The organism is Streptomyces sp. NPDC024555 (assembly GCF_055559335.1).
Genome location: NZ_JBVHKV010000025.1, coordinates 57,719 through 79,012 on the forward strand (window position 1 = coordinate 57,719; position 21,294 = coordinate 79,012).

Below are 21,294 nucleotides of genomic sequence, written 5' to 3' on the forward strand. Positions count from 1 at the left end.
GACATGTGCGGGAGAGGTGCATGGTCGTGCTGTCTGAGGAAGTTATTGGTCTGGACCAAAAAGGGTCAAGGGGTCGGACGGACCGGTTTGGCCGAATGCCCTGTGGTGGCGGAGGGGAACCCATGCCTGCGCGGACGAGGAATCATCACATCAGGTGAAACTCTGGCCTTCGCTTGCGATCCGGAACCGACGGTTGCGACGCTGTTGCAGTCTGTCAACCTCTTGGGGAGTGGCCTGTGACTTTCGGTGAGCAGCCCGCCTATCTGCGTGTTGCGGGCGATCTGAGAGAGAAGATCGCCAACGGTTCGCTGCCGCCTCATACGCGCCTGCCCTCACAGGCGCGCATCCGTGAGGAGTACGGGGTCTCGGACACCGTGGCGCTGGAGGCGCGCAAGGTGCTGATGGCCGAGGGGCTGGTCGAGGGCCGGTCCGGCTCCGGCACCTATGTGCGCGAGCGCCCGGTGCCGCGCCGGATCGCCCGGTCCGGCTTCCGTTCGGAGTCCGGCGCCAGCCCGTTCCGCCAGGAGCAGACGGCGGAGGGCGCGCGGGGCACCTGGGAGTCCCGCAGCGAGCAGGAGGAGGCCGGTGCCGAGGTCGCCCAGCGGCTCGGCATCGAGCCGGGGGACCGGGTGATGCGGACGCGCTACGTGTTCCGCGACGGCGGCGAGGCGATGATGCTCTCCACCTCCTGGGAGCCCCTGGCCATCACCGGGCGGACCCCGGTGATGCTGCCGGAGGAGGGCCCGCTGGGCGGCTGCGGGGTGGTCGAGCGGATGGCCGCGATCGATGTCGTGGTGGACAACGTGGCCGAGCAGGTCGGCGCGCGCCCGGGGCTGGCGGAGGAGCTCCTGGCGCTCGGCGGGGTGCCGGGCCATGTGGTGATGGTGATCGAGCGGACGTTCTACGCCTCCGGGCGCGCCGTCGAGACCGCCGACGTGGTCGTTCCCGCCGACCGCTACCGGGTCGCCTACCATCTGCCGGTCCGGTGACCGGGCGCGGCGGCCGCGGCCGTCCGTCCCGGTGGGCGCCGGGCGGCGGGTCCGTGCCCGGTGGCGCCGTGTCCGCGCGTCCGCGGCGGTCCACCGATATCCGGGCGGGCGCGTCCGGGGCGTGTGACGGCGAATTAACCGCCGCCCGTCCCCCGTAACAGCCGGGCAATCGTCCGCCGTGACGGCTTGTCATGTCCCGCTCCTAATTTCCCGTCCGGACCCGCACACCGGCACCGACGAACGGGAAGTCAGCGATGACGGACACCGCCGTACCGAAGACGCAGCCCGCCCCCGGGCCAGGACCCGGGGGCGGGGCCGCGCCCCCGCCGCCCCGGCGCAGCTATGCGCGGCTCGCCGCCGACGAGAGCCGCGAGGACTACTCCCTGCGCTACGCCCCGCACTCCTTCCGGCGCTGGTCGCCCGGGACGGTCGCGGGCACCGCGCTCGGCGGGATCGCCTATCTCGCCGACTTCGCGATCGGCGCCTCGATCGTGTTCACCTACGGATTCACCAGCGGACTCGCCTCGATCCTGGCCGCCGCGACGATCATCTTCCTGACCGGCATCCCCATCGCACGGGCCTGCGCCCGCTACGGCCTGGACATGGACCTGGTCACCCGGGGAGCCGGATTCGGCTACTTCGGCTCGACCCTGACCTCGCTGATCTACGCCTCGTTCACCTTCATCTTCTTCGCCCTCGAAGGCTCGATCATGGCGCAGGCCATGCACCAGGCCGTCGGACTGCCGGTCGAGGCCGGCTATCTGGTGACGACGCTGATCGTCATCCCGATCGTCTTCCGCGGCATGGGCGCCCTCGCCAAGGTGCAGGCCTGGACCCAGCCGGTCTGGATCATCGGCATGGTGCTGCCCTTCCTCGTCCTGGCCTTCGAGGCGCCGGACGCCTGGGGCGCGTTCGGCTCGTTCACGGGGACGGAGGGGGCGGCGCCCGGCTTCTCCTGGATCGGCTTCGGACTCGGCACCGGCGTCGCGCTCTCGCTCATCGCCCAGATCGGCGAACAGGCCGACTACCTGCGGTTCATGCCGGCCCGTACGGAGGCCAACCGGCGCCGCTGGAACCTCGCGGTCCTCGCCGCCGGCCCCGGCTGGGTGATCATCGGCGCCGCCAAGCAGCTCGGCGGCGCGCTGCTCGCCTTCGCCGCCCTGGAGGCCGTCGGCACGACCCACGCGCTGGAGCCGATCGCCCCGCAGATCGAGGCGCTCCGGCCCTGGCTCGGCTCCTTCGCCCTGCCCGCCGCCGCGGTCTTCGTGATCGTCTCGCAGATCAAGATCAATGTGACCAACGCCTACAGCGGCTCGCTGTCCTGGTCGAACTTCTTCTCCCGCGTCACCCACCGCCACCCGGGCCGGGTCTGGTACATCTTCCTCAATCTCGTCATCGCGCTGACGCTGATGGAGATGAACATGTTCGCCGCCCTCAACAAGCTGCTGGGCTTCTACTCGAACGTCGGCATCGCCTGGATCGCCGCGGTCGCCGCCGACCTCGTCATCAACAAGCGGATCGGGCTGAGCCCGCCGTACATCGAGTTCAAACGCGCCTATCTGCACGCGGTGAACCCGGCCGGATTCGGCGCCATGGTGATCGCCTCGACGGTCTCGATCCTCGCCTTCTTCGGGCTGTTCGGCACCTACGCGGAGGCCTTCTCGACCTTCATCGCGGCCGGGCTCTCGCTGACGCTCTGTCCGCTGATCGCCTGGGCCACCCGGGGGAAGTACTACCTGGCCCGCCCCAACCCGGTGAACGGGCCCGGGGTCGAGGTCCCCGACATCACCGCCACCCACACCTGCGCGGTCTGCGCCACGGCGTACGAACTGCCCGACATCGCCGACTGCCCGGTGCAGTCGGGGCCGATCTGCTCGCTGTGCTGCTCCCTGGACGCCGAATGCGGCGACGCCTGCCGCAAGGACCCCGCCGCCGGACCGGTGCTCCTGCCGCTTCCGGTGGTGCGCGGGGAGGCCCCGGCCTGACGGCCCCCGGAGGACGCCTCAACTGCCCCAGGGGGCGCATTCAGTCGGATGCGCCCCCTGGGGCTTGTCCGATCCTGGCCGGATGAGTATCTCTTTGTGCAATCACGTATCCGGTGAGTGAAGGTCAGGCGTAGGCTCCGGCATATGCGTACTGCGGTTTCCTGGGGATGCTTAGAAACGTGCACATCGTTCGAGGGAGGGGCGCGATGCCCGGGAGGGACACGATGAGCGACAGCGGTGCCGTGCTTCCCTGGCTGGTCATACGGCAGGACGACAACGGCAACCGGTACCGCGTGGGCCGTTACGCCACGCAGGACGAGGCGCAGCGGATCGCCGACAAGCTCGACCACCGCGGACACGAGCAGCTCTACTGGGTGGAGCGCGTGGGGCAGGCCGCCACCTCCTGAGGGGTGGACGGGTGCGCGGGCGCACGCCCTGCGCCGCTCTGTCGGGGGTGGCGACAACCGGGCATTACGCTCCGCACCATGACTGAACGCGTGGTGGTGGCCGGAGCCGTCTACGATCGGGGGCGGCTCCTGGCCGCGCGCCGCAGCGCCCCGCCGGAGCTGGCCGGGCGCTGGGAGCTGCCCGGAGGCAAGGTGGAACCGGGCGAGAGCGGCGAACAGGCCCTCGTCCGCGAGCTCCGCGAGGAGTTGGGCATCGAGACGAGGCCGCTGGAGCGCATCCCCGGCGAATGGCCGCTGGGGCGCGGCCGGGTGCTGCGGGTGTGGACGGCCCGGCTGGTCTCCGGTGTGCCCGCCCCGCTCCAGGACCACGACGAACTGCGCTGGCTCGGCCCCGGCGAGATGGACACGGTGGACTGGCTGGAGCAGGACCGGCCCGCCGTCGAGGAGGCCGCACGGCGGCTGCCGGACGGCGCCCGCCCCTGAGCGGAGCGCCCTGCCCCCGTCGGTGTGCGCCCCTTTCCCCCGCCGTACAGCCGTTCGTGCGTACGGCATTGCCTCCGTACGCCCCACGTGCCGACACGGGCGGTATTTCATCCGTTATTACGGGTATGTGATGATTAGTCCCCGGATGCGGGACGGTCCTCTGCCGTGCTCTGGGAAGTGGTCGGCGTGATCGGAACCGAAGGCGACTGGGCCGAGTGGAGCTTTCCGGCTGTTCCCGGCGCCGTGCGCTCGGCACGGCACGCCGTCCACGAGGTGCTGCGCGGCTGGGACCTCGACTCCGCCGTCGGTGATGTGGCGGTTCTGCTGGTCAGCGAGCTGGTGACCAACTCCATGCAGTACACGGCCGGTCCCATCGGACTGCGTCTGGTGCGCCCGCACCCCAACGGGGACGGCCCCTCCGCGCACCCCGGACTGCTCGTGGAAGTCTCCGATCCGGTTCCGGATCCGCCCACCGAACGCCGTCCCGGACCTGATGACGAGGGCGGCAGGGGGCTGCAGCTCGTGGCCTGTTCGGCCCGGCGCTGGGGGACCAGGAAGGGAAAGACCGGCAAGACCGTGTGGTTCGAGCTGGCCCTGCCTGGTTAGGAGTGAGGTGGGACGAGAAAGCGATCACGGCGGTCGGCCGGAACCTGGCCGAAACGGACTGAGACCGTGCTGTGATCGTGAACGCCGTGTCGGTCGGGGCCGTAGTGCTGAATACTGCGGGCAGGACCGGTCCGGTGTGTGAGCTGGAGGGGACGGTCGCGTGAGCGAAATACCTGGGACAGCGGGCGACGTCGTATGGCAGAGCAGTCCGCCTGGCTCGATCTACGACTACATCAGGGTCGCCTCCTTCTCGATCGGCCCGGACGGCCGGATCGAGCAGTGGAGCCACCGGGCCGCCGGTCTCTTCGGCGTTGCCGCCCACGACGCGGTGGGAAAGGACCCGGTCGAGGCCTTCCTGCCCGGTGCGCTGCGCGGTGACGCCCACCGCCGGATCGGCGAGGTGCTCGACGGCCGGGAGTGGACGGGGCTCGTCCCCTTCCGGATGCCCGGCGGGGACGGCCTCGAAGGACTGGCCGAGATCTATGTCATGCCCAGCGAGACGGCCACCGGCGAACGCGCGGCGGTCTGCATCGTCGTGGACGTCCGCGCGCTCCGCCTCATCGAGACGGACCTCGCCGCCTCGCAGGCGATTTTCGGTCAATCTCCGTTCGGATTCGTGCTGTTCGGCACCGACCTCGCCGTGATCCGGGCCAACCAGCGCTTCGCCACGGTCTTCGGCGGCCGCGCCGACGACCACCGGGGCCGCACCGTCGAGGACTACCTCGCCGGCAGCGAGGCCGACCGGCTCACCGCCACCCTCGAACGGGTCCTGGCCACCGGCGAATCCGTCACCGACCTCCCCCTCGTCGGCACCGTCCCCGGCGACAGCGAGCGGCGCCACTGGTCCATGAACCTCTACCGGGTGCACAGCGGCTCCGGCCGCCCCATCGGCATCGCCGGACTCGCCACCGATGTGACCCGCCGCCACATCGCCGCCCGCGAGGCCGCCAGCGCCCGCCGCAACCTCGCCCTGCTCAACGAGGCCAGCGCCCGCATCGGCAACTCCCTCGACCTGGAGACCACCGCCCGCGAACTCCTCGACGTCGCCGTCCCCGGCTTCTGCGACCTGGCCTCCGTCGACCTCTACCAGGCCCTGCTCACCGGCGAGGAGGCCCCGCCCGGCAGCGCGGGCTCCCCGCGCCGCGAGGCCGTCGGAGGCTCCGCCGAACTGCGCCGCGTCGCCTTCGCCAGCGCCGTCTCCGACGCCCTGCCCGACCCCGGCCCCGACGGCCTCGGGGACGAGGCCTCCGGGGCCCGCGGGGAACCGGGCGCCCCCGCCCTCGGCGCCGTCCACCGCTACGCCTTCGGCTCGCCCGGCGCCATCGCCCTGCGCACCGGCCATGTGGAGGACGTGCCGGGCGACGACCGGGGCTTCGTCCAGTCCACCCTCGCCGTGCCGATGGTCGCCCACGACACCGTGGTCGGCCTGGTCCGCTTCTCCCGGACCAAGGGCAGCGAACCGTTCGGCGAACGGGACCGCGCCCTGGCCACCGAACTGGCCGCACGGGCCGCCGTCTGCATCGACAACGCCCGCCTCTACCGGCGCGAGCACGAACGCGCCCTGATCCTCCAGCGCAGTCTGCTGCCCCCCGGCGACCCCGAGGCCGCGGGACTCGACATCGCCTGCCGCTATCTGCCCGGCACCACGGCGACCGAGGTGGGCGGCGACTGGTTCGACGTGATCGAACTGCCCGGACACCGCACCGCGCTCGTCGTCGGCGACGTGATGGGCCGCGGTCTGCGCGCCGCCGTCGCCATGGGCGAACTGCGCACCGCCGTACGGACGCTGGCCCTGCTCGACCTGGAGCCCGCCGAGGTGCTCTCCGCGCTCGACGAGGTCGCGCGGGGGCTGGGCACCCCGGGCGGCTCCGGCGGGCTCGGCGGCAGCCAGTGGCCCGCGCGCGGCTCCCACAAGTCCCGGGACGCCGACCTCTCCGAGGTCTACCTCGCGACCTGCGTCTACGCCGTCTACGACCCGGTCACCCGGCGCTGCACCTTCGCCAACGCCGGCCACCTCCCGCCCGTCGTGGTCGAACCGGGCGAGGCCGCCCTGCTCCTGGACGTACCGCCCGGCATGCCGCTCGGCGTCGGCGGCGAACCCTTCGAGGAGGTCGAGGTGGAGCTGAAGGAGGGCGCCCTGCTCGCCCTCTACACCGACGGGCTCGTCGAGTCCCGCGACCATCCGCTCGACGAGGGCCTGGAGGCCCTGCGGGCCGCCCTCGTCGAACCGGCCCGGCCGCTGGAGGACGTCTGCGACCAGGTGCTCGGCTCGCTCGACACCCGCCACGGCGAGGACGACATCGCGCTCCTGATGGCCCGGATCCAGGGCCTTCCGGCCGAGGCCGTCGGCGACTGGCGGCTGCCCCGCGAGCCCCGCTCGGTGGGCCGCGCCCGCGAACTGGCCCGCGGCCAGCTGATCGCCTGGGACCTCGACGAACTGGTCGACACCACCGAACTGCTGGTCAGCGAACTGGTCACCAACGCCCTGCGGTACGGCGAGGGCGAGATCAGGCTCCGGCTGCTGCGGGACCGCACCCTGGTCTGCGAGGTCTGGGACGCCGGTCTCGTCCAGCCCCGGCGCCGGCGGGCCCGGGACACCGACGAGGGCGGCCGGGGGCTCCAGCTGGTCGGACTGCTCAGCACCGGCTGGGGATCCAGGCGGACCCCGCGCGGCAAGACCGTCTGGTTCGAACTCCCGCTGCCCGACGGCCGGCCCGCCGCCGAGCCCACCGTGGAGGAACTGCTCAGCATGTTCTGAGGCCCGCCCGCGCCCCTGGCGCGGGGCGCGTTCAGGAGGCCGCCTTCAGGAGGCCGCCTTCAGCGCGGCCAGCCGGGCCTCCACCTCGGCGCCCTCACCCATCGCGTCCAGCTGCTCGAACTGCGCGTCGAGAGAGGAGGCGGCCAGCTCCTGCTTGCCCAGGGCCTTCGCCTCCTCACGCCGGACCTTGTCCTCGAAGCGGCTGATCTCGCTGGTCGGGTCCATCAGGTCGACGCTCCTCACCGCGTCCGTCATCCGGTTCTGCGCCTCGGCCGACTTCGACCGAGCCACCAGCTCGTCCCGTTTGGCCTTCAGCTCGGCGAGCTTGGCCTTCATCCGGTCGAGCCCGGTCCTGAGCTTGTCCACCACCTCGGTCTGGAGGGCGATGGTCGGCTCCGCCACCTTCGCCTCCTTCTCCGACTGGAGCTGCCGCCCCAGCGCGACCTTCGCCAGATGGTCGAAGCGGTCGGCGTCCGCGCCCGCCCCGCCCGCCCGCAGCTCATCGGCCTTGCGGCTGGCGGCGAGCGCCTTCTGCCCCCACTCCTCGGCGGCGGCCACGTCCTCGCGGTGGTCCTGTTCCATCAGCCGCAGATTGCCGATGGTCGCCGCCACCGCGCCCTCCGCCTCGGCGATGTTGGAGGTGTAGTCGCGGATCAGCTGGTCCAGCATCTTCTGCGGGTCCTCGGCCTGGTCGATCACCGCGTTGATATTGGCTCTGGCCAGCTGAGTGACGCGGCCGAGAATGGTCTGCTTGCTCATGGCACCTCTCCTGGATGGTCCTGTCGTCACGTGTGCGTACGCCCCGCCCGCGGCCCGGCCGGTCAGAACCGGCCCCCACCGCCCCGCCGGCCGCGGGTCCCCCCGCCGCCGAAGCTTCCCGGCCCGCCGCCCCCGCCGCCGAACCCCCCGCCGCCGAAGCCGCCGCCGAACCCCCCGCCCCGGCCGCCGCCCAGCAGCCCGCCGAGGATGATCCCGCCGAGCACGGCACCGCCCATGCCCCCGCCGCCTCCCGGCAGTCCGCCGCCCGACCCGCCGCGGCCCGCATACGCCCGTACGTCCTGTTCGGCCAGGCTCCGCGCCTCCCGGGCCAGCGCGTCCGCCCGCCGCGCCTCCTCCAGGGCGGACTGGGCCTCGCCCGAGGCCGCCGCGCCGGCCCGCTCCAGCAGCCGCTGGGCCTCCGCCAGCCGGGTGCGGGCCTCGGCTCCGACCGCGCCCCGGTGGGTCTCGACGTAGTCGGCGGCCGTGCCGACGGCCGAACGGGCGGTGAGCAGGGCCTGGTCCAGCAGCGAACGGGCCCGCCGGCCGCCCCGCTCCCGCTCGCGCGTCTCGATGAGCGCCTCGTCCAGCGCCGCGTCCGCCTCCTCCACCCGGCGCAGCGCGTCCACCGGGTCGTAGCCGCCCGCGCCCCGCTCCTCGCGCACCTCCGTCCCCACCGTCCGGGCGCGGGCGACCCGGCCGCGCAGAGCGGCGGTGGGGACGCCGTCCGCGGTGCCCTCCAGGAGCCCGCCCGCCTCCGCGAGATCGGCCTCCAGCTCGGTGAGCGCGGCGGGCAGCCGCCCGTCGGCCGCCTCCAGTTCCCCGGCGAGCCGGCCGACCCCGTCCACGAGGGTGGCCGCCTGGCCGACCGCGCCCTCGGCCGCCCGGACGAAGACGGCGGCCCCGGCGGTGTCGCCGCCGTCCACCGCCTGCCGGGCCCGGTTGAGCGAGGAGGTCGCGAAGACCAGCCGGTCCTTGGCCTGGTCGACCGCGCCTGCGGCGGGGGCCGAGGCGGCGGGCGCGTACCGCTCGCGCAGCCCGGCGAGCGAGGTCTCGGCGTCCGCGACCCGGCCGGTCAGCTCCCGGAACGCGGTCTCGGCGGCCTCCAGCGCCTGCGGGGCGTCGCGCTCCAGCTCACGCAGCCGGTCGAAGTCGGCGGCGACGGCGTCCAGCCGGGCATCGGCGTCGGTGCAGCGCGTGACGATCTCCTCCAGCATCCGGCGGCGGCTGGCGTCGTCCTCCGGGTCCGCGTCGTCGAGCCGCTGGCGCAGCCGGAAGGCCGCCGTCAGCTCGCCCCTGGCGAAGGCCACCGCCTCGGTGAACGGGGCCGCGGCCTCCTCACCGAACTGGGCGGTGGCGAAGCCCAGTTCCTCGTCGCTCGTGCGGACCGCGTCGTCCGTCTCCACGAGCAGCCGCCGGGCGCGTTCGTCGAGCGCGGGCAGCGGCTCCCCGTCCCGTCCGGTGTCCGCCGGCCCCCAGCCCGTGGCGGCCGGGGTGGTGCGGGTGGCGGTCCGCCGGCGGCGCCGGGTGAAGGCGTACGCCGAGGCCGCCGCCGCTGCGCAGACCACCACGATCGGCAGCACCAGATCACCGGTGCTCGTCCCGCCGGACCTCCCCGCACCGGGGTCGGCGGCGCCCGGTGTGATCGAGGGGGTGGGCACGGGCCGGCCCGCCAGCACCGCCGCGTAGCCCTGCGCGGCGCCGATCGCGGCGCCCGCCCAGTCGAAGCGGCGCAGCGCCGGTTCGATCGCGGTGTCCGCCACGTCCCGGAGCTGGGCGTCGGTGAGACGGGAGTCCTGGTCCACCGAGTAGGCGTACTGGCGGTCGTGGGTGGCGACGGCCAGCAGCAGGTCCTCGCGGCCGAGCCCGTTGCGTCCGGCCGTCGCGTCGGCCCAGTCCTGGGGCGGGCGCCCGGAGAAGTCGCGGACGTAGACCACGAAGAGCTGGAGGCGCCGCTCGTCGTAGAGCCGGTCGAGGGCGGTCACCACCTCGGGCCTGCGGTCGCCGAGCGCCCCCACCCGGTCGGTGATCTGCCCGTCCCGGGACAGCGCGACCGGATCGTCGGCGCGGGCGCCGGACAGCGGCGACAGGGCCAGCCAGGCCACCGCCAGCAGCACGGTGAGCAGGGCCCGGCCGGGTATGAGGATCCGGGTGCGGCTCTCGGGCGGCGTCACGTCTGCGAGGCTAAGTCCGCCCCCGGGCCCCCGCGACCCGGCCGGGCGGTCCCGGGGAGGGGGCCGTGCCCGCCCGTGCCCCGCTGCCCGTTCCCGGACCGCCCCGGCGTCCGGCCCCGCCGTTGGTACGGCCGGGGGACACCGGGGCGGCGGCGGTGCCGGGTCAGATGCCGAAGCGCTCCTTCGCGAGCAGCGGGCGCACCCGGGCGCGGAAGCCACCGGTGCGGAACGGCCGCTGGAGCAGGCCGGGGCGCAGCGCCTGCGCCAGGGCGGCGGCGATCATCCCCTGGTCGAGGGCGAGCGCGAAGTCGCTGACCCGGCCGGTGGAGACGTTCACCGAGTCCCGGAAGCCGTACCCCTCGTGGTACGCGCCGAAGTCCCGGTCCAGCGCCCGCAGATTGGCCATCGCCTCGGCCGGGGCGTGGGGCAGGGCGAGGAAGGAGGCGTGCGGGGTCACCACGCCGTTGGTGAACGCCGACGGGGGCGGCAGCGGGGCACCGTCCGTGGTGTACGTGCGGTCGGTGTTGGACGCGTACCCGTCGAGCTGCATGCCGAGCGCGTCCACGCCGTACTCCTGGTAGCCGCCCTCGGGGACGTTGGCCGGCGAGAAGCCCCAGTAGCCGTACTCCGCCTCCTTCAGACCGTGGTCGATCTGGCCGCGCACATAGCGCGCGTGGGTGCGCCCCCAGGAGTGCGGCGACCACTCGGCCTCCGGCACGAACAGCGGGACCATCAGCGCCTCGAACATCGAACCGCCCCAGGTCGGCACCAGCTTGCGGCCTCGGTGGGTGTAGTGGCCCTGCCAGACGCGGATGCCGTCCATCGCCACGTAGCTGCCCTGCGGCTGCTGCTCCTGCTCGTTGCCCGGGACCATGGTCCGCAGCAGGTGCCAGTAGTGGTCGGCGGGCAGCGAGCCGTCCGCGATGCCCAGGTAACTGGCCATGCGGGGCTCGGTGTTGAGCGCCCCGTAGTGGTGCCCGGTGGGTTCCTCGGTGTCGGTCCAGAAGCCGCCGCGCAGCTGGCCCGGCCCGGCGACCGGGTCCGCCGGGTCGTACGGCGTGTAGTAGTACGACCAGTCGGCGTCCGCGAGGATGCGCGCGATCCGGGGGCGCAGCGCGGGGGCCGCGTCGGCGGCGATCCGCAGACCGGTGACCAGCCAGGCGTTGTCGACGGAGGAGAGGAAGGGGCGGACCGGGTCGCCGGTGCCCGGCCACTCGGTGAGCACCGAACCGTCGTGCGCGTCGTACCAGTTGAGCCAGAAGCCGTGGTGGCGCTCCAGCCGCTCCACGGACCGCACGGTCAGCTCCAGCCGCTCGTGCATCGTCGCGTCGTCGATGACGCCGAGACCGGCGGCGGCGACCGTGGACCAGAGCCCGCAGCCGATGTTGGTGGGGGAGGTCTGGCGGGACGGGACGGGGGCGCCCGGCCCGCTGAGGTCGATCTTGTCGACGGCGAGGCCGATGCCGGTCGTCATCGCCTCGATCGAGCGATGGGTGTCGCGGAACCAGCGGAGCAGCAGCTCCTGGTCCGGGGTGCGGGCGAGCGGTGCGGCGCCCGCGGCGGACGCCGTGACGGCCGGGAGGGCCAGGGCCGCGGCCCCGGTTCCGGCGGCGGTGAGAAACGTGCGACGGTCCATGGATCCGGCTCCCTGTGGCAGAAGGGGGAATGGCGGCGTTGCGTGGTGTTGCTCGGATGCGGGGTGCGGCGTAGACGTACGGGGGCCGGCGGAGGTCAGGTTCCGCCGGCCCCCGTACGGGGTGGGAGCGGTCAGGTGCTCCCGGTCTCGGGGCCGGCGGTCAGCCGGCGGTGCGCGGCAGGGCGCGGGTGCGGCCCATCTCGCCCAGCCAGACGGCGGAGGGCTTCGGCAGCCGCTCGAAGGTCTCCGGGTCCCAGCCGATGAGGCCGAAGGTGGGCGCGTAGGAGCCCCACTCGTAGTTGTCGAGCGCGCTCCAGGCCAGATAGCCCTGGATGTTGAGGCCGTCCTCCAGCGCGGCGGCGACCTCGTTGAGCGCGCCGGTGTAGTAGTCGACGCGGCGGCTGTCGACGTCGGTGGCGATGCCGTTCTCGGTGACGATCAGCGGCATGCCGGGGCCGGCGATCTCGGCGGTGTGGCGCAGCGCGTGCCCGACGGCCTCGGGGTAGTACTCCCACTGGGTGAGGGTGCGCTCGGCGTCGTCCGGGGTGGGGATCGGGCCGTCGGTGCCGATCCGCGTACGGGTGTAGGACTGCACGCCGATCCAGTCGTCGCCGCGGGCGGCCTCGATGAAGACGTCCTCGCGGGGATGGCGGTAGGCGGCGGTGATCTCCTCGGCGCCGGGAAGCGCCTGGTAGACCTGGTTGGCGATGGTCCAGCCGACCTGGATGCCGGGGTTGATCGCCCTGACCTCCTTGACGGCCGCGTGGTGGGCGGCGATCACGGCGGCGGTGGTCTCGTCGTCGGGGGTGGGCAGCCCGGCGGGCGGGAAGCCGATCTCGCCGCGCTTGGCGAGCCCCGCCATGACGGCGATCATGTTGGGTTCGTTGATCGTGCAGACGTGGGTGACGTCCGTGCCGATGACGGGCGCGCAGGCGGCGACGTACCGGGCGAAGAGTTCGGTGGCGCCCTCGGAGGTGAAGCCGCCGCGGGCCTCGAACCACTGCGGGACGGTGAAGTGGTGCAGGGTGATCATGGGGCGCAGACCGCGCGCGACGGCCCCCTCGACCATCCGGCGGTAGTGGGCCAGCTCGGCGCGGGAGAACTGCCCCTCGGCCGGCTCGATGCGGGCCCACTCGATGGAGAACCGGTAGTCGGTGAAGCCGAGACCGGCGAGCACGTCCATGTCCTCGTGCCAGCGGTGGTAGCTGTCGCAGGCGTCCAGGCTGGGCTCCTGGATGTGGGTGCCCGCGGTGTGCTCCTTGACCCACCAGTCGCTGTTGGTGTTGTTGCCCTCGATCTGGTGGGCGGCCGTGGAGGCGCCCCACAGGAATCCTTCGGGGAACGGGACCTGGGTGTGCGTCATCGCAAACTGTCTTTCTGGGTGCGTGAGGGGTGCGGCCGGCGCGGGGTGGTGGGGCGGCGCGGCCTCGTGGAAGTCGGTGGGGCGGCCCGGGAAGGGGGTCCGGGCCGCCCGGGGCGGGCTACTTCATGCCCGCGGTGGCGATGCCCTGGGTGAAGTGGCGCTGGAGCGCGATGAACACGACCAGGACGGGCAGCACGATCAGGAAGGACCCGGCCATCAGCACGCCGTTGGATCCGCCCGCCTTGTTGGGGTCGGTGGCGAACGTGGCCAGCGCGACCGGAAGGGTGTACTTGTCGGGGTCGTTGGTCGCGATGAGCGGCCAGACGAAGTTGTTCCAGGAGCCCAGGAACGTGAAGATCGACAGCGTCGCGAGGGCGGGCTTGACCAGCGGCATCACGATGCGCCAGAAGATGTACCACTCGCCGGCGCCGTCCATCCGGGCCGCCTCCAGCAGCTCGTCCGGGATCGACTGCATGAACTGGCGCATCAGGAAGACCCCGAAGGCGCCCGCCGCGAACGGCAGCACCAGACCGGCGTACGAGTCGATCAGGCCCATCTTGCTCATCAGCACGAACAGCGGCAGCAGCATCAGGTTGCCCGGCACCATCAGGGCGCCCAGCACCAGACCGAAGATCTTGTTGCGGCCGGCGAAGTTCAGCTTGGCCAGGGCGTACCCGAGCATCGAGCAGAACACCAGGTTCGAGACGGTGACCAGCACCGCCACGATCACCGAGTTCATGAAGTACAGCGGCAGATCGAGCTTGTCGAGCAGCTCCCGGAAGTTGTCCAGGGTCCACTCGGTCGGGATCCAGACCGGCGGGCTCGCGGTCAGTTCGCTCTGCGTCTTGAACGCGGACAGGGCCATCCACAGGAACGGCGCCGACATGATCAGCAGACCGACGGAGAGCAGGACGTAGACGAGGACCCGCCGCACCGAACGGGGCCGCTTGCGGGCGGCGGGGTCCGGGGCGTTCCAGGACTTCTGCGACGGCGCCGTCGGGACGGCGCCCGGTGCACGGGTGGCGCTCATTTCGTGTTGTCCTTCAGCAGTCGGAGCTGCAGCACCGTGATGCCCATGATCACTACGAAGAGGACATACGCCATGGCGCTCGCATAGCCCATGTGGAAGAAGTTGAAGCCCTCGCGGTACATGTTCAGCGAGACGGTGAGCGTCGAGTCCGAGGGACCGCCCTGCGTCATCACGAAGGGCTCCTCGAAGACGTTGAGGTAGCCGATGGTGGTGATCACCGTGGCGTAGAGCAGGGTGGGCCGCAGCAGGGGCACGGTGATGGACCGGAACTCCTGCCAGAGGTTCGCCCCGTCCAGCCGCGCGGCCTCCCGCACCTCGGTGGGGATGGCCTGGAGGCCGGCGATGAAGAGGACCATGACCGTGCCGAGGTTCCGCCAGACCGCCATCGCGATCATGGAGGGCATGGCGAGCTTCTCGTTGCCGAGGAAGTCGGGGGCGGTGAGGCCCACCTCGGAGAAGAGGCCGGCGATCAGACCGTCGCTCGGATCGAGCACGAACCGCCAGACGACGGCGACCGCGACGATCGTCGTGACGACCGGGGCGTAGAACCCGACCCGGAAGAAGGTCCGGGCCCGGTCGATGCCGTTGTTCAGCAGCACCGCCACGACCAGTCCGAGGAAGATCGTGAGCGGGACGCCGACGACCACGAAGTACGCCGTGTTCCACAGCGACTTCACGAACTTCTCGTCGCCGAACAGCTTCGTGTAGTTGTCGAAGCCGATGAAGTTCGCGTCCATCGGGTGGGTGACGTTGCGCAGGCCGAAGTCCGTGAAGCTCATCACCAGCGTGGCGATGATCGGGACGGCCATGAAGACGAGGAACAGGACGAGGAACGGGGTGGAGAACAGCCACCCGGCCAGGTTCTGCCGGCCCAGCGAGGCCTTCTTCCGCCGCGTCTTCCCGGGCCCGGCGGCCGGGGACGCGGTCCCCGGCCCGGCCTGCACCTCGGCCGGCTGCGCGGCCCTTCCGGTCATGGTGCTCATGGCTCCTACTTCACGAGGCCTTCGATCTGGGACTGCGCGGTCTTCAGCGCGTCCTCGGCGGAGGCCTTGCCCTGGGTCACCTTGGCGATGGCCTGGTCGACCTTGTCGGTGATCTCGGTCCAGTTGGACAGCGACGGCGAGGACTTGGCGGTGTCCATCTGCTTCTTGAAGACCTGGAGGTCGGCGTCGTCGGCGAGGGCGCCGGAGGTCCAGGCGGAGGTGTTCGCCGGCAGGTCCTTGGTGCGCTCGTACCAGTCGGCCTGGCCCTTGGTGTCCGTGAGGTACTTGATGAACTCGGTGGCCGCGGCCTTGTGCTCACTGTCCTTGGAGACGACCAGGGAGGAGCCGCCCGCCATCGAGACGGAGGACTGGTCGGCGGGCACGTTGGCCACCGCCCACTTGCCCTTGATCTGCGGCTGGCCCTCGTTGAGCAGGGTGACGTGCCAGGGGCCGCCGAAGAACATCGGGACGCGGCCGTTGCCGAAGTCCTTCACGACGTCGTAGCCGGGCGGCACGGACTTGTTGGACAGGCCCTTGTCGAAGTACGAGCCGTACTCCTTGAGCGCCTTGACGGCGGCCGGGCTGTCGATGACGACGTCGCCCTTGCCGTCGACGATCTCGCCGCCGGCCGAGTACAGGAAGGAGTAGAAGTTCTGCACCGTGTCCAGGCCGCTGGGCTGGATGGACAGGCCCCACTTGCTACCGGCCTTCTTCTGGTACGCGGTGGCGAGGTCCTGCATCTCCTTCCAGTCGGTCGGAGCCTTGGTGATCCCGGCCTTCTCGGCCAGGTCGGTGCGGTAGTAGAGGACGCGGGTGTCGACGTACCACGGCACGCCGTACGCCTGGCCGTCGACCTCGCCCTGCTGCCAGCCGGCCGGGAAGAAGTCCTTCTTCTGGAAGGTCTTGGTGTCGACCGGCTCCAGCACGCCCAGCTCGGCGAACTCGCCCATGTAGCTCCCGCCCATCTGGGCCACGTCCGGCATGGTGCCGGCGGCGGCCGCGGAGACGAGCTTCTGGTGGGCGACGTCCCAGCCGACCGGGGTCACCTTGACGGTGATGTTCGGGTGGGCCTTCTCGTACTCCTTGGCCACATCCGTGAGCTTCTCGCCCTCGGCCCCCATGGCCCAGACGGTGAGCGTCTGCTTGCTGTCCGCGGCGACGTCGTCGCCCCCCGAGCTGCCGCACGCGGTGAGACCGAGGGCGAGCACGACGGCGATACCGACTCCGGTGGAGGCGTTTCTGGCGGTGCGGGACATGGAGGGCTCCTCCTTGAGCAATCCGGATGTATGCGCTGCCTGTAAGCGCATACATCACTCTGCGGCAGAGATTCGGAAATCCGCAAGAGGGTGCTGGGTCACACTCGTGCAACGTGCCGGTCACATAATGGGTCAGCTTGAAACGGTACGGGGGGTGTAGGGGTGAAAGGGGATGATGTGACCGATTACGCATGGTTGGCCCGGGGCCCGGAGGGCGCCCGCGGATGACCGGCGGATGCCCCGGAAGGTGCGGAGGATGCCCGCGAACGCGCTGGAGGGGCGCGGGATAGTGTCGTGATCATGACTTCGTTCGTGCATGACTTCCCCTTCGACCCGGCCTACGGGCACACCCTCGACGACCTGAGGGCCGTGCCCGCCCCGCCCGCCCCCGAGGACTTCGCGGCGTTCTGGCAGGCCCGCTACGAGGCCGCCCTCGCGGTGGACACGGAGCCGGAGCTCGGTCCGGTGGAGGAGGAGCGCGACGGGGTCCGGATCCACTCCGTGACGTACACCTCGGTCGGCGGCGTCCGGCTCGGCGGCTGGGTGGCGCTGCCCCTGGAGGCCGGGCCGGTGCGCCACGGCTTCGTCATCGGCCACGGGTACGGCGGCCGGCAGGACCCCGGCCCCGAGGTGCCGCTGCCGCTGCCCGGCTCGGCCGCGATCCTGCCGTGCGTCCGGGGCATGGTGACCCGGGGCACCGTCGAGTCCATCCCCGAGGTCTCCTCGGCCCATGTGCTGCACGGCATCGCCTCGCGCGACACCTACGTCATCGGCGACTGCGTGGCCGACCTCTGGTGCGCGGCCTCCGCGCTCCAGGAGCTGGTGCCCGAACTCGCGGGACCGGGGCGGCTGGGCTACCTCGGCGAGAGCTTCGGCGGCGGCCTCGGCGCGCTGGCCCTGCCCTGGGACCCCCGGTTCGCCGCGGCCCAGCTGACCGTGCCCACCTTCGGCAACCACCCGCTGCGGCTCACGCTCCCCTGCGCGGGCAGCGGCGAGGCCGTGCGCGGGTACCACGCGGACCACCCCGAGGTCGTGGGGGTGCTCCGCTACTTCGACGCCGCCACCGCCGCCGGATTCGTGGAGCTGCCGACGCTGGTGGCCGCCGCGCTGTTCGACCCGTACGTGCCGCCGCCCGGCCAGTTCGCCGTGCACAACGCCCTCGCGGGCCCCGCGGAGCTGAGGGTCCTGGAGGCCGGCCACTTCGAGTACGACGGCCTGGCGGCCGAGGTGGCCGCGCTGGTGGCGGCCCGGCGGGAGTTCTTCGGCAAGCACCTGGCGTAGGGCGCGCGGAGCGGGCCCCGGCGCGTGCGGGGCCCGCCGGGGCCTACGAGGTCTGTCGCCCTCAGCCGCAGCCGCAGCTCGCGCGGCGGACCGGGGAGACCGGGAGGGTGAGGGAGACGGGCTCGCGGCCGGTGTTGTTGAGCCGCTCGACCAGCAGCTCCACGGCCTGCTCGCCCAGCTGCCGGATCGGCTGGCGGACCGTGGTCAGCGGCGGCTGGACGATCCGGCTCAGCGGGATCCCGTCGAAGCCGGTCACCGCCATGTCCTGCGGCACCCGCACCCCGCGCCGGGCGAGCGCGCGCAGCGCGCCCACGGCCATCTGGTCGTTGGCGAAGAGCATCGCCTCGGGCGGCTCCCCGCCCCGGTCCAGCAGCGCCTCGGCGGCCGCGGCGCCCTCGGCCTGCTTCATCATGGGGGTGCGCAGCGCCGGGGCGTCCGGCACCGGCAGTCCGGCGTCCCGGCAGGCCTCGCGGAAGCCCCGGAAGCGGGCCTCCGAGTCCGGCGAGTCGGTCTCGCCCGCCACGAAGGCGAGCCGGCGCAGCCCGTGGTCCTCGATGAGATGGCGGGCCAGCTCGCGCTCGCCCTCCTCGTTGGCGACGACGATGTGGTCGAGGTGGTCTATCTCACGGGGACCGGCGAGCATCACCACCGGCAGCCGGCGCGAGATCACCTCCAGGTCCTCGGTCGGCACGGTCTGGGCGAGGACGGCGAAACCGTCGACCCGTCCGGCGACCTTCGCGACCAGGGACTCCGGGCCGCCCTCCAGGGACGCGGCGATCAGCAGCGCGTACCCGTGGCGCCGGGCGGCCCGCTCCATGCCCCGGATGATCTGGTCGGAGTAGAGCATCACCGCGTCGTCGGCGTCGCTGTCGGCCTCCGCGTCGGCCTCGGCGTCCGGGTCCGCGTAGTCCGGGAAGCAGAGACCGAGCACCCCGGTCGTCCGGCTCGCCAGCCCCCGGGCGTTGCCGCTCGGCACGTAACCGAGCTCCCGGGCGGCCTCCAGGACCCGCTCACGGGTCTGCGCGCGCACCGAATCGGGGGTCCGGTAGACCCGGGACACCGTGGCAATGGAGACGCCCGACCGCTCCGCGACGTCGTACACCGTAGGGGCGCTCACTCGACCGACCGTCCGCTTCTTCTTCGTACCGGGACGTGCCGCGACGGAGGCCCGCGCACACGTTTTGAAAGCGCATTCACCCTAGATCGCGGGACATGTCAAGGGCAAGGGTGACCCGTATCGCGCCGAATCGTCCCGCTGAAGTCGACAGGCAACCTTGCAAGATTTCCTGTGCATCTCGTACGGTGGCGGCATGGCCCGACCCCCCGGAACCGCCCCCGCCGACCCGACCCCCGAGGAGGTGGCGGAGCAGCTCGCCTCCGTGGTCGGCCGGCTGCTGCGCCGGCTGCGCTCGACCTCGTCCGAGAGCCTGCTCACACCGACGCAGCGCTCCGCGCTGGCCCGGCTCCACGACATGGGGCCGACCACCACGGCCGGTCTGGCCCGCGCCGAGTTCGTCCGCCCGCAGTCCATGCGGCTGACCCTGGGTGCGCTGGAGGAGCAGGGACTCGTCGCGCGCTCGCCCGATCCGGCCGACGGCCGCAAGTCCGTCATGTCGCTCACGGACACCGGCCGCGCGGCCCTGGCCCGGGTCCGGGCCGCCAAGCGCGACTGGCTGGCCGAGGCGGTCGCCGCCGAACTCGACGGGGCGGAGCGGCGCACGGTCACCGAGGCCGTCGCGCTCGTCGAGCGGCTGATCGGTTCCTGACCGGCCCCGCCGACCCCGCACCGCCACCCCCGTACCGCCCTTCCCGGCACCACCCGCCTCGTACAGACCGGCACCACCCCCCCCGTACCGCCCCTCAGGCACCACCCCGCAAGGAGCCCCGTATGACCGCCACCACGCTCGATCCGGCCACCGCGCTGATCGTCGTCGACCTCCAGAAGGGCATCACCGGACTGCCCGCCGCCCATCCCACCGCCGAGGTCGTCGCCCGCGCCGCGACGCTCGCGGACGCCTTCCGGGCCAAGGGCCTCCCGGTCGTCCTGGTCCGGGTCACCGGGGGTGCCCCCGGCCGCACGGAGGGGCCCGCCCGCTCCGGCGGCGCCCCGGCCGCCGACTGGGCCGAGATCGTCCCCGAGCTGGGCCCGCGCGAGGGCGACCTCGTCGTCACCAAGCAGCAGTGGGGCGCCTTCTACGGCACCGACCTCGACCTCCTGCTGCGCCGCCGGGGCATCACCCAGGTCGTCCTGGCGGGCATCGCCACCAGCATCGGCGTGGAGTCCACCGCCCGCGCGGCGCACGAGCACGGCTACCACGTCACCCTCGCCACCGACGCCATGACCGACATGAGCGCCGAGGCCCACGACAACAGCCTCGCCCGGATCTTCCCGCGCCTGGGCGAGTCCGACACCACGGACGCGATCGTCAAGCTGCTCGGCTGAGCCCGGACCGTGGGGGGGGGCGCCCCCCCCGGCGGGTCGGTCAGTAGCCGGCGACGCCCAGGTCGCGGCAGATCTCGACGAGTTCGGGGTGCACATAGCGCCCGTTCTCCTCGATGGCGACGCCGTCCAGGTAGATGGACGGGCCCAGCACGCTGCCGTCGGTGTGGGCGGCGGCGACCCACGGCTCGCCGCCGATCCAGGCGCCCTTGGTGCCGATGCCGAGTTCGACGCAGCCGAAGACGCGCTCGTCCTCGACGATGCGGCCGGTCGGGGCGAGGACGCCGGGGTTGAAGCCGAGCGACCAGTGCGCGATGCGGAACATGTTCGGGTCGTCGAACGACTCCATCCAGCGGCGGAAGGTGTCCGCGTCGGCGCCGCCCTCGATCGTGGTGACGACGCCCTTCTCGACGGTGCAGCGGACCGGGGAGCGCAGCAGGCCGATCTCGTCCGGCGGCCACAGGGCGCCGTCGAAGACGAGGACGCCGTCCTGGGTCTCTTCGAGGGGGTTCCAGGAGATCTGGCCGGAGAGCATGACGGTCTCGCCGGGCTTCTCGGCGGGCTTGCCGCGCAGGTTGATCGGGCGGTCGCCGTTGCGGCCGACCAGGTCGGTGCCGTTGGCGGAGGTGATCCGGACCTCGTCGGCGGCCTCCAGCAGGGCGACCAGGGCCTTGCCGAGGCGGATGACGCCCTGGAAGTCGGGGCGGCCGACGGTGGCGACCAGCATCTGGACGTCCATGGCGGTGAGGTTGGTGTAGCGGCAGCCGTTGGCCATCGCGGCGCGGAAGGCGTCGGAGTGCATCAGGTACGAGACGGCGAACTCGATCCACACGTCGGCGTCGGCGATGGCGCCGGCGACGGGCCGGGGCGGCTCCATGGAGGCGCCGGGCAGCGTCTCGTACCAGACGATGACGGGGTGCGCGCCGGCGGCGGCGACGGCCTGGGCGGTGGCCTCGACCACGCGGCGGTCGCTGCTGGTGTCACCGGTGAGGACGACGTGCTCGCCGCGCTTGACGAGCATGACCTCCTCGACGAGCTTGCGGGCGGCCAGGGCGAGTTCGAAGCCGAGGTACTCGGGGCGCGGTTCGAGCCTGCTGTACATGTCCACGGTGGGGGTTCTCCTTGCCATGCGGGTGGTGCTGTGTGG

Annotated in this window: 18 protein-coding genes; 9 read left to right on the forward strand and 9 right to left on the reverse strand. The window is 72.5% G+C overall.

Going from position 1 to position 21,294, the window contains the following annotated elements; translation table 11 throughout:
- Positions 1 to 236: 236 nt before the first annotated feature.
- From ACZ4FH_RS32415 to ACZ4FH_RS32440, 6 genes are all read left to right on the forward strand, one after another.
- Complete coding sequence (locus ACZ4FH_RS32415) at positions 237 to 989, forward strand: GntR family transcriptional regulator (RefSeq protein WP_467309353.1); 753 nt, start codon at positions 237 to 239, stop codon at positions 987 to 989.
- A 254-nt stretch (positions 990 to 1,243) separates the two neighbouring features.
- Positions 1,244 to 2,974: a purine-cytosine permease family protein gene (locus tag ACZ4FH_RS32420; RefSeq protein ID WP_467309354.1), complete on the forward strand. Its 1,731-nt coding sequence runs from the start codon at positions 1,244 to 1,246 to the stop codon at positions 2,972 to 2,974.
- 206 nt (positions 2,975 to 3,180) lie between these two features.
- On the forward strand, positions 3,181 to 3,381 hold the full coding sequence (locus ACZ4FH_RS32425; RefSeq protein ID WP_467309355.1) for an SPOR domain-containing protein: 201 nt from the start codon (positions 3,181 to 3,183) through the stop codon (positions 3,379 to 3,381).
- A gap of 78 nt (positions 3,382 to 3,459) precedes the next feature.
- Positions 3,460 to 3,864, forward strand: coding sequence for a (deoxy)nucleoside triphosphate pyrophosphohydrolase (locus tag ACZ4FH_RS32430; RefSeq protein WP_383634529.1), 405 nt, complete (start codon positions 3,460 to 3,462; stop codon positions 3,862 to 3,864).
- A 177-nt stretch (positions 3,865 to 4,041) separates the two neighbouring features.
- Positions 4,042 to 4,470, forward strand: coding sequence for an ATP-binding protein (locus ACZ4FH_RS32435; RefSeq protein WP_467309391.1), 429 nt, complete (start codon positions 4,042 to 4,044; stop codon positions 4,468 to 4,470).
- Positions 4,471 to 4,630: 160 nt separating this feature from the next.
- Entirely contained in the window at positions 4,631 to 7,228 is a 2,598-nt protein-coding gene (locus tag ACZ4FH_RS32440) for a SpoIIE family protein phosphatase (protein WP_467309356.1), read from the forward strand.
- Between the two features lie 45 nt (positions 7,229 to 7,273).
- Here ACZ4FH_RS32440 and ACZ4FH_RS32445 read toward each other — a convergent pair whose 3' ends face one another.
- From ACZ4FH_RS32445 to ACZ4FH_RS32475, 7 genes are all read right to left on the reverse strand, one after another.
- Positions 7,274 to 7,987: a PspA/IM30 family protein gene (locus tag ACZ4FH_RS32445; protein ID WP_467309357.1), complete on the reverse strand. Its 714-nt coding sequence runs from the start codon at positions 7,985 to 7,987 to the stop codon at positions 7,274 to 7,276.
- A gap of 62 nt (positions 7,988 to 8,049) precedes the next feature.
- Positions 8,050 to 10,158: a TPM domain-containing protein gene (locus ACZ4FH_RS32450; RefSeq protein ID WP_467309358.1), complete on the reverse strand. Its 2,109-nt coding sequence runs from the start codon at positions 10,156 to 10,158 to the stop codon at positions 8,050 to 8,052.
- Between the two features lie 163 nt (positions 10,159 to 10,321).
- Entirely contained in the window at positions 10,322 to 11,794 is a 1,473-nt protein-coding gene (locus ACZ4FH_RS32455; RefSeq protein ID WP_467309359.1) for a glucoamylase family protein, read from the reverse strand.
- Between the two features lie 160 nt (positions 11,795 to 11,954).
- Entirely contained in the window at positions 11,955 to 13,157 is a 1,203-nt protein-coding gene (locus tag ACZ4FH_RS32460; protein ID WP_467309360.1) for a glycoside hydrolase family 1 protein, read from the reverse strand.
- 118 nt (positions 13,158 to 13,275) lie between these two features.
- Entirely contained in the window at positions 13,276 to 14,187 is a 912-nt protein-coding gene (locus ACZ4FH_RS32465) for a carbohydrate ABC transporter permease (RefSeq protein ID WP_383634541.1), read from the reverse strand.
- Positions 14,184 to 15,170, reverse strand: a complete 987-nt coding sequence (locus ACZ4FH_RS32470; protein ID WP_467309361.1) for a carbohydrate ABC transporter permease — start codon at positions 15,168 to 15,170, stop codon at positions 14,184 to 14,186. Before ACZ4FH_RS32470 ends, ACZ4FH_RS32465 begins: the two co-directional genes overlap by 4 nt.
- A gap of 5 nt (positions 15,171 to 15,175) precedes the next feature.
- Positions 15,176 to 16,426 (reverse strand): sugar ABC transporter substrate-binding protein, encoded by a 1,251-nt coding sequence (locus ACZ4FH_RS32475; protein ID WP_467309362.1) that lies wholly within the window; start codon positions 16,424 to 16,426, stop codon positions 15,176 to 15,178.
- A 300-nt stretch (positions 16,427 to 16,726) separates the two neighbouring features.
- Here ACZ4FH_RS32475 and ACZ4FH_RS32480 point away from each other — a divergent pair, with 300 nt between their 5' ends.
- On the forward strand, positions 16,727 to 17,707 hold the full coding sequence (locus tag ACZ4FH_RS32480) for an acetylxylan esterase (protein ID WP_467309363.1): 981 nt from the start codon (positions 16,727 to 16,729) through the stop codon (positions 17,705 to 17,707).
- A 61-nt stretch (positions 17,708 to 17,768) separates the two neighbouring features.
- On the opposite strand, the gene ACZ4FH_RS32485 is transcribed toward ACZ4FH_RS32480, so the two are convergent.
- On the reverse strand, positions 17,769 to 18,824 hold the full coding sequence (locus ACZ4FH_RS32485; protein ID WP_383634549.1) for a LacI family DNA-binding transcriptional regulator: 1,056 nt from the start codon (positions 18,822 to 18,824) through the stop codon (positions 17,769 to 17,771).
- Between the two features lie 193 nt (positions 18,825 to 19,017).
- Here ACZ4FH_RS32485 and ACZ4FH_RS32490 point away from each other — a divergent pair, with 193 nt between their 5' ends.
- Positions 19,018 to 19,473, forward strand: a complete 456-nt coding sequence (locus tag ACZ4FH_RS32490; RefSeq protein ID WP_467309364.1) for a MarR family winged helix-turn-helix transcriptional regulator — start codon at positions 19,018 to 19,020, stop codon at positions 19,471 to 19,473.
- Positions 19,474 to 19,595: 122 nt separating this feature from the next.
- Positions 19,596 to 20,150, forward strand: coding sequence for an isochorismatase family protein (locus ACZ4FH_RS32495; protein ID WP_467309365.1), 555 nt, complete (start codon positions 19,596 to 19,598; stop codon positions 20,148 to 20,150).
- A 40-nt stretch (positions 20,151 to 20,190) separates the two neighbouring features.
- Here ACZ4FH_RS32495 and ACZ4FH_RS32500 read toward each other — a convergent pair whose 3' ends face one another.
- On the reverse strand, positions 20,191 to 21,249 hold the full coding sequence (locus ACZ4FH_RS32500; RefSeq protein ID WP_467309392.1) for a 2,5-dihydroxypyridine 5,6-dioxygenase NicX family protein: 1,059 nt from the start codon (positions 21,247 to 21,249) through the stop codon (positions 20,191 to 20,193).
- Positions 21,250 to 21,294: the final 45 nt, after the last annotated feature.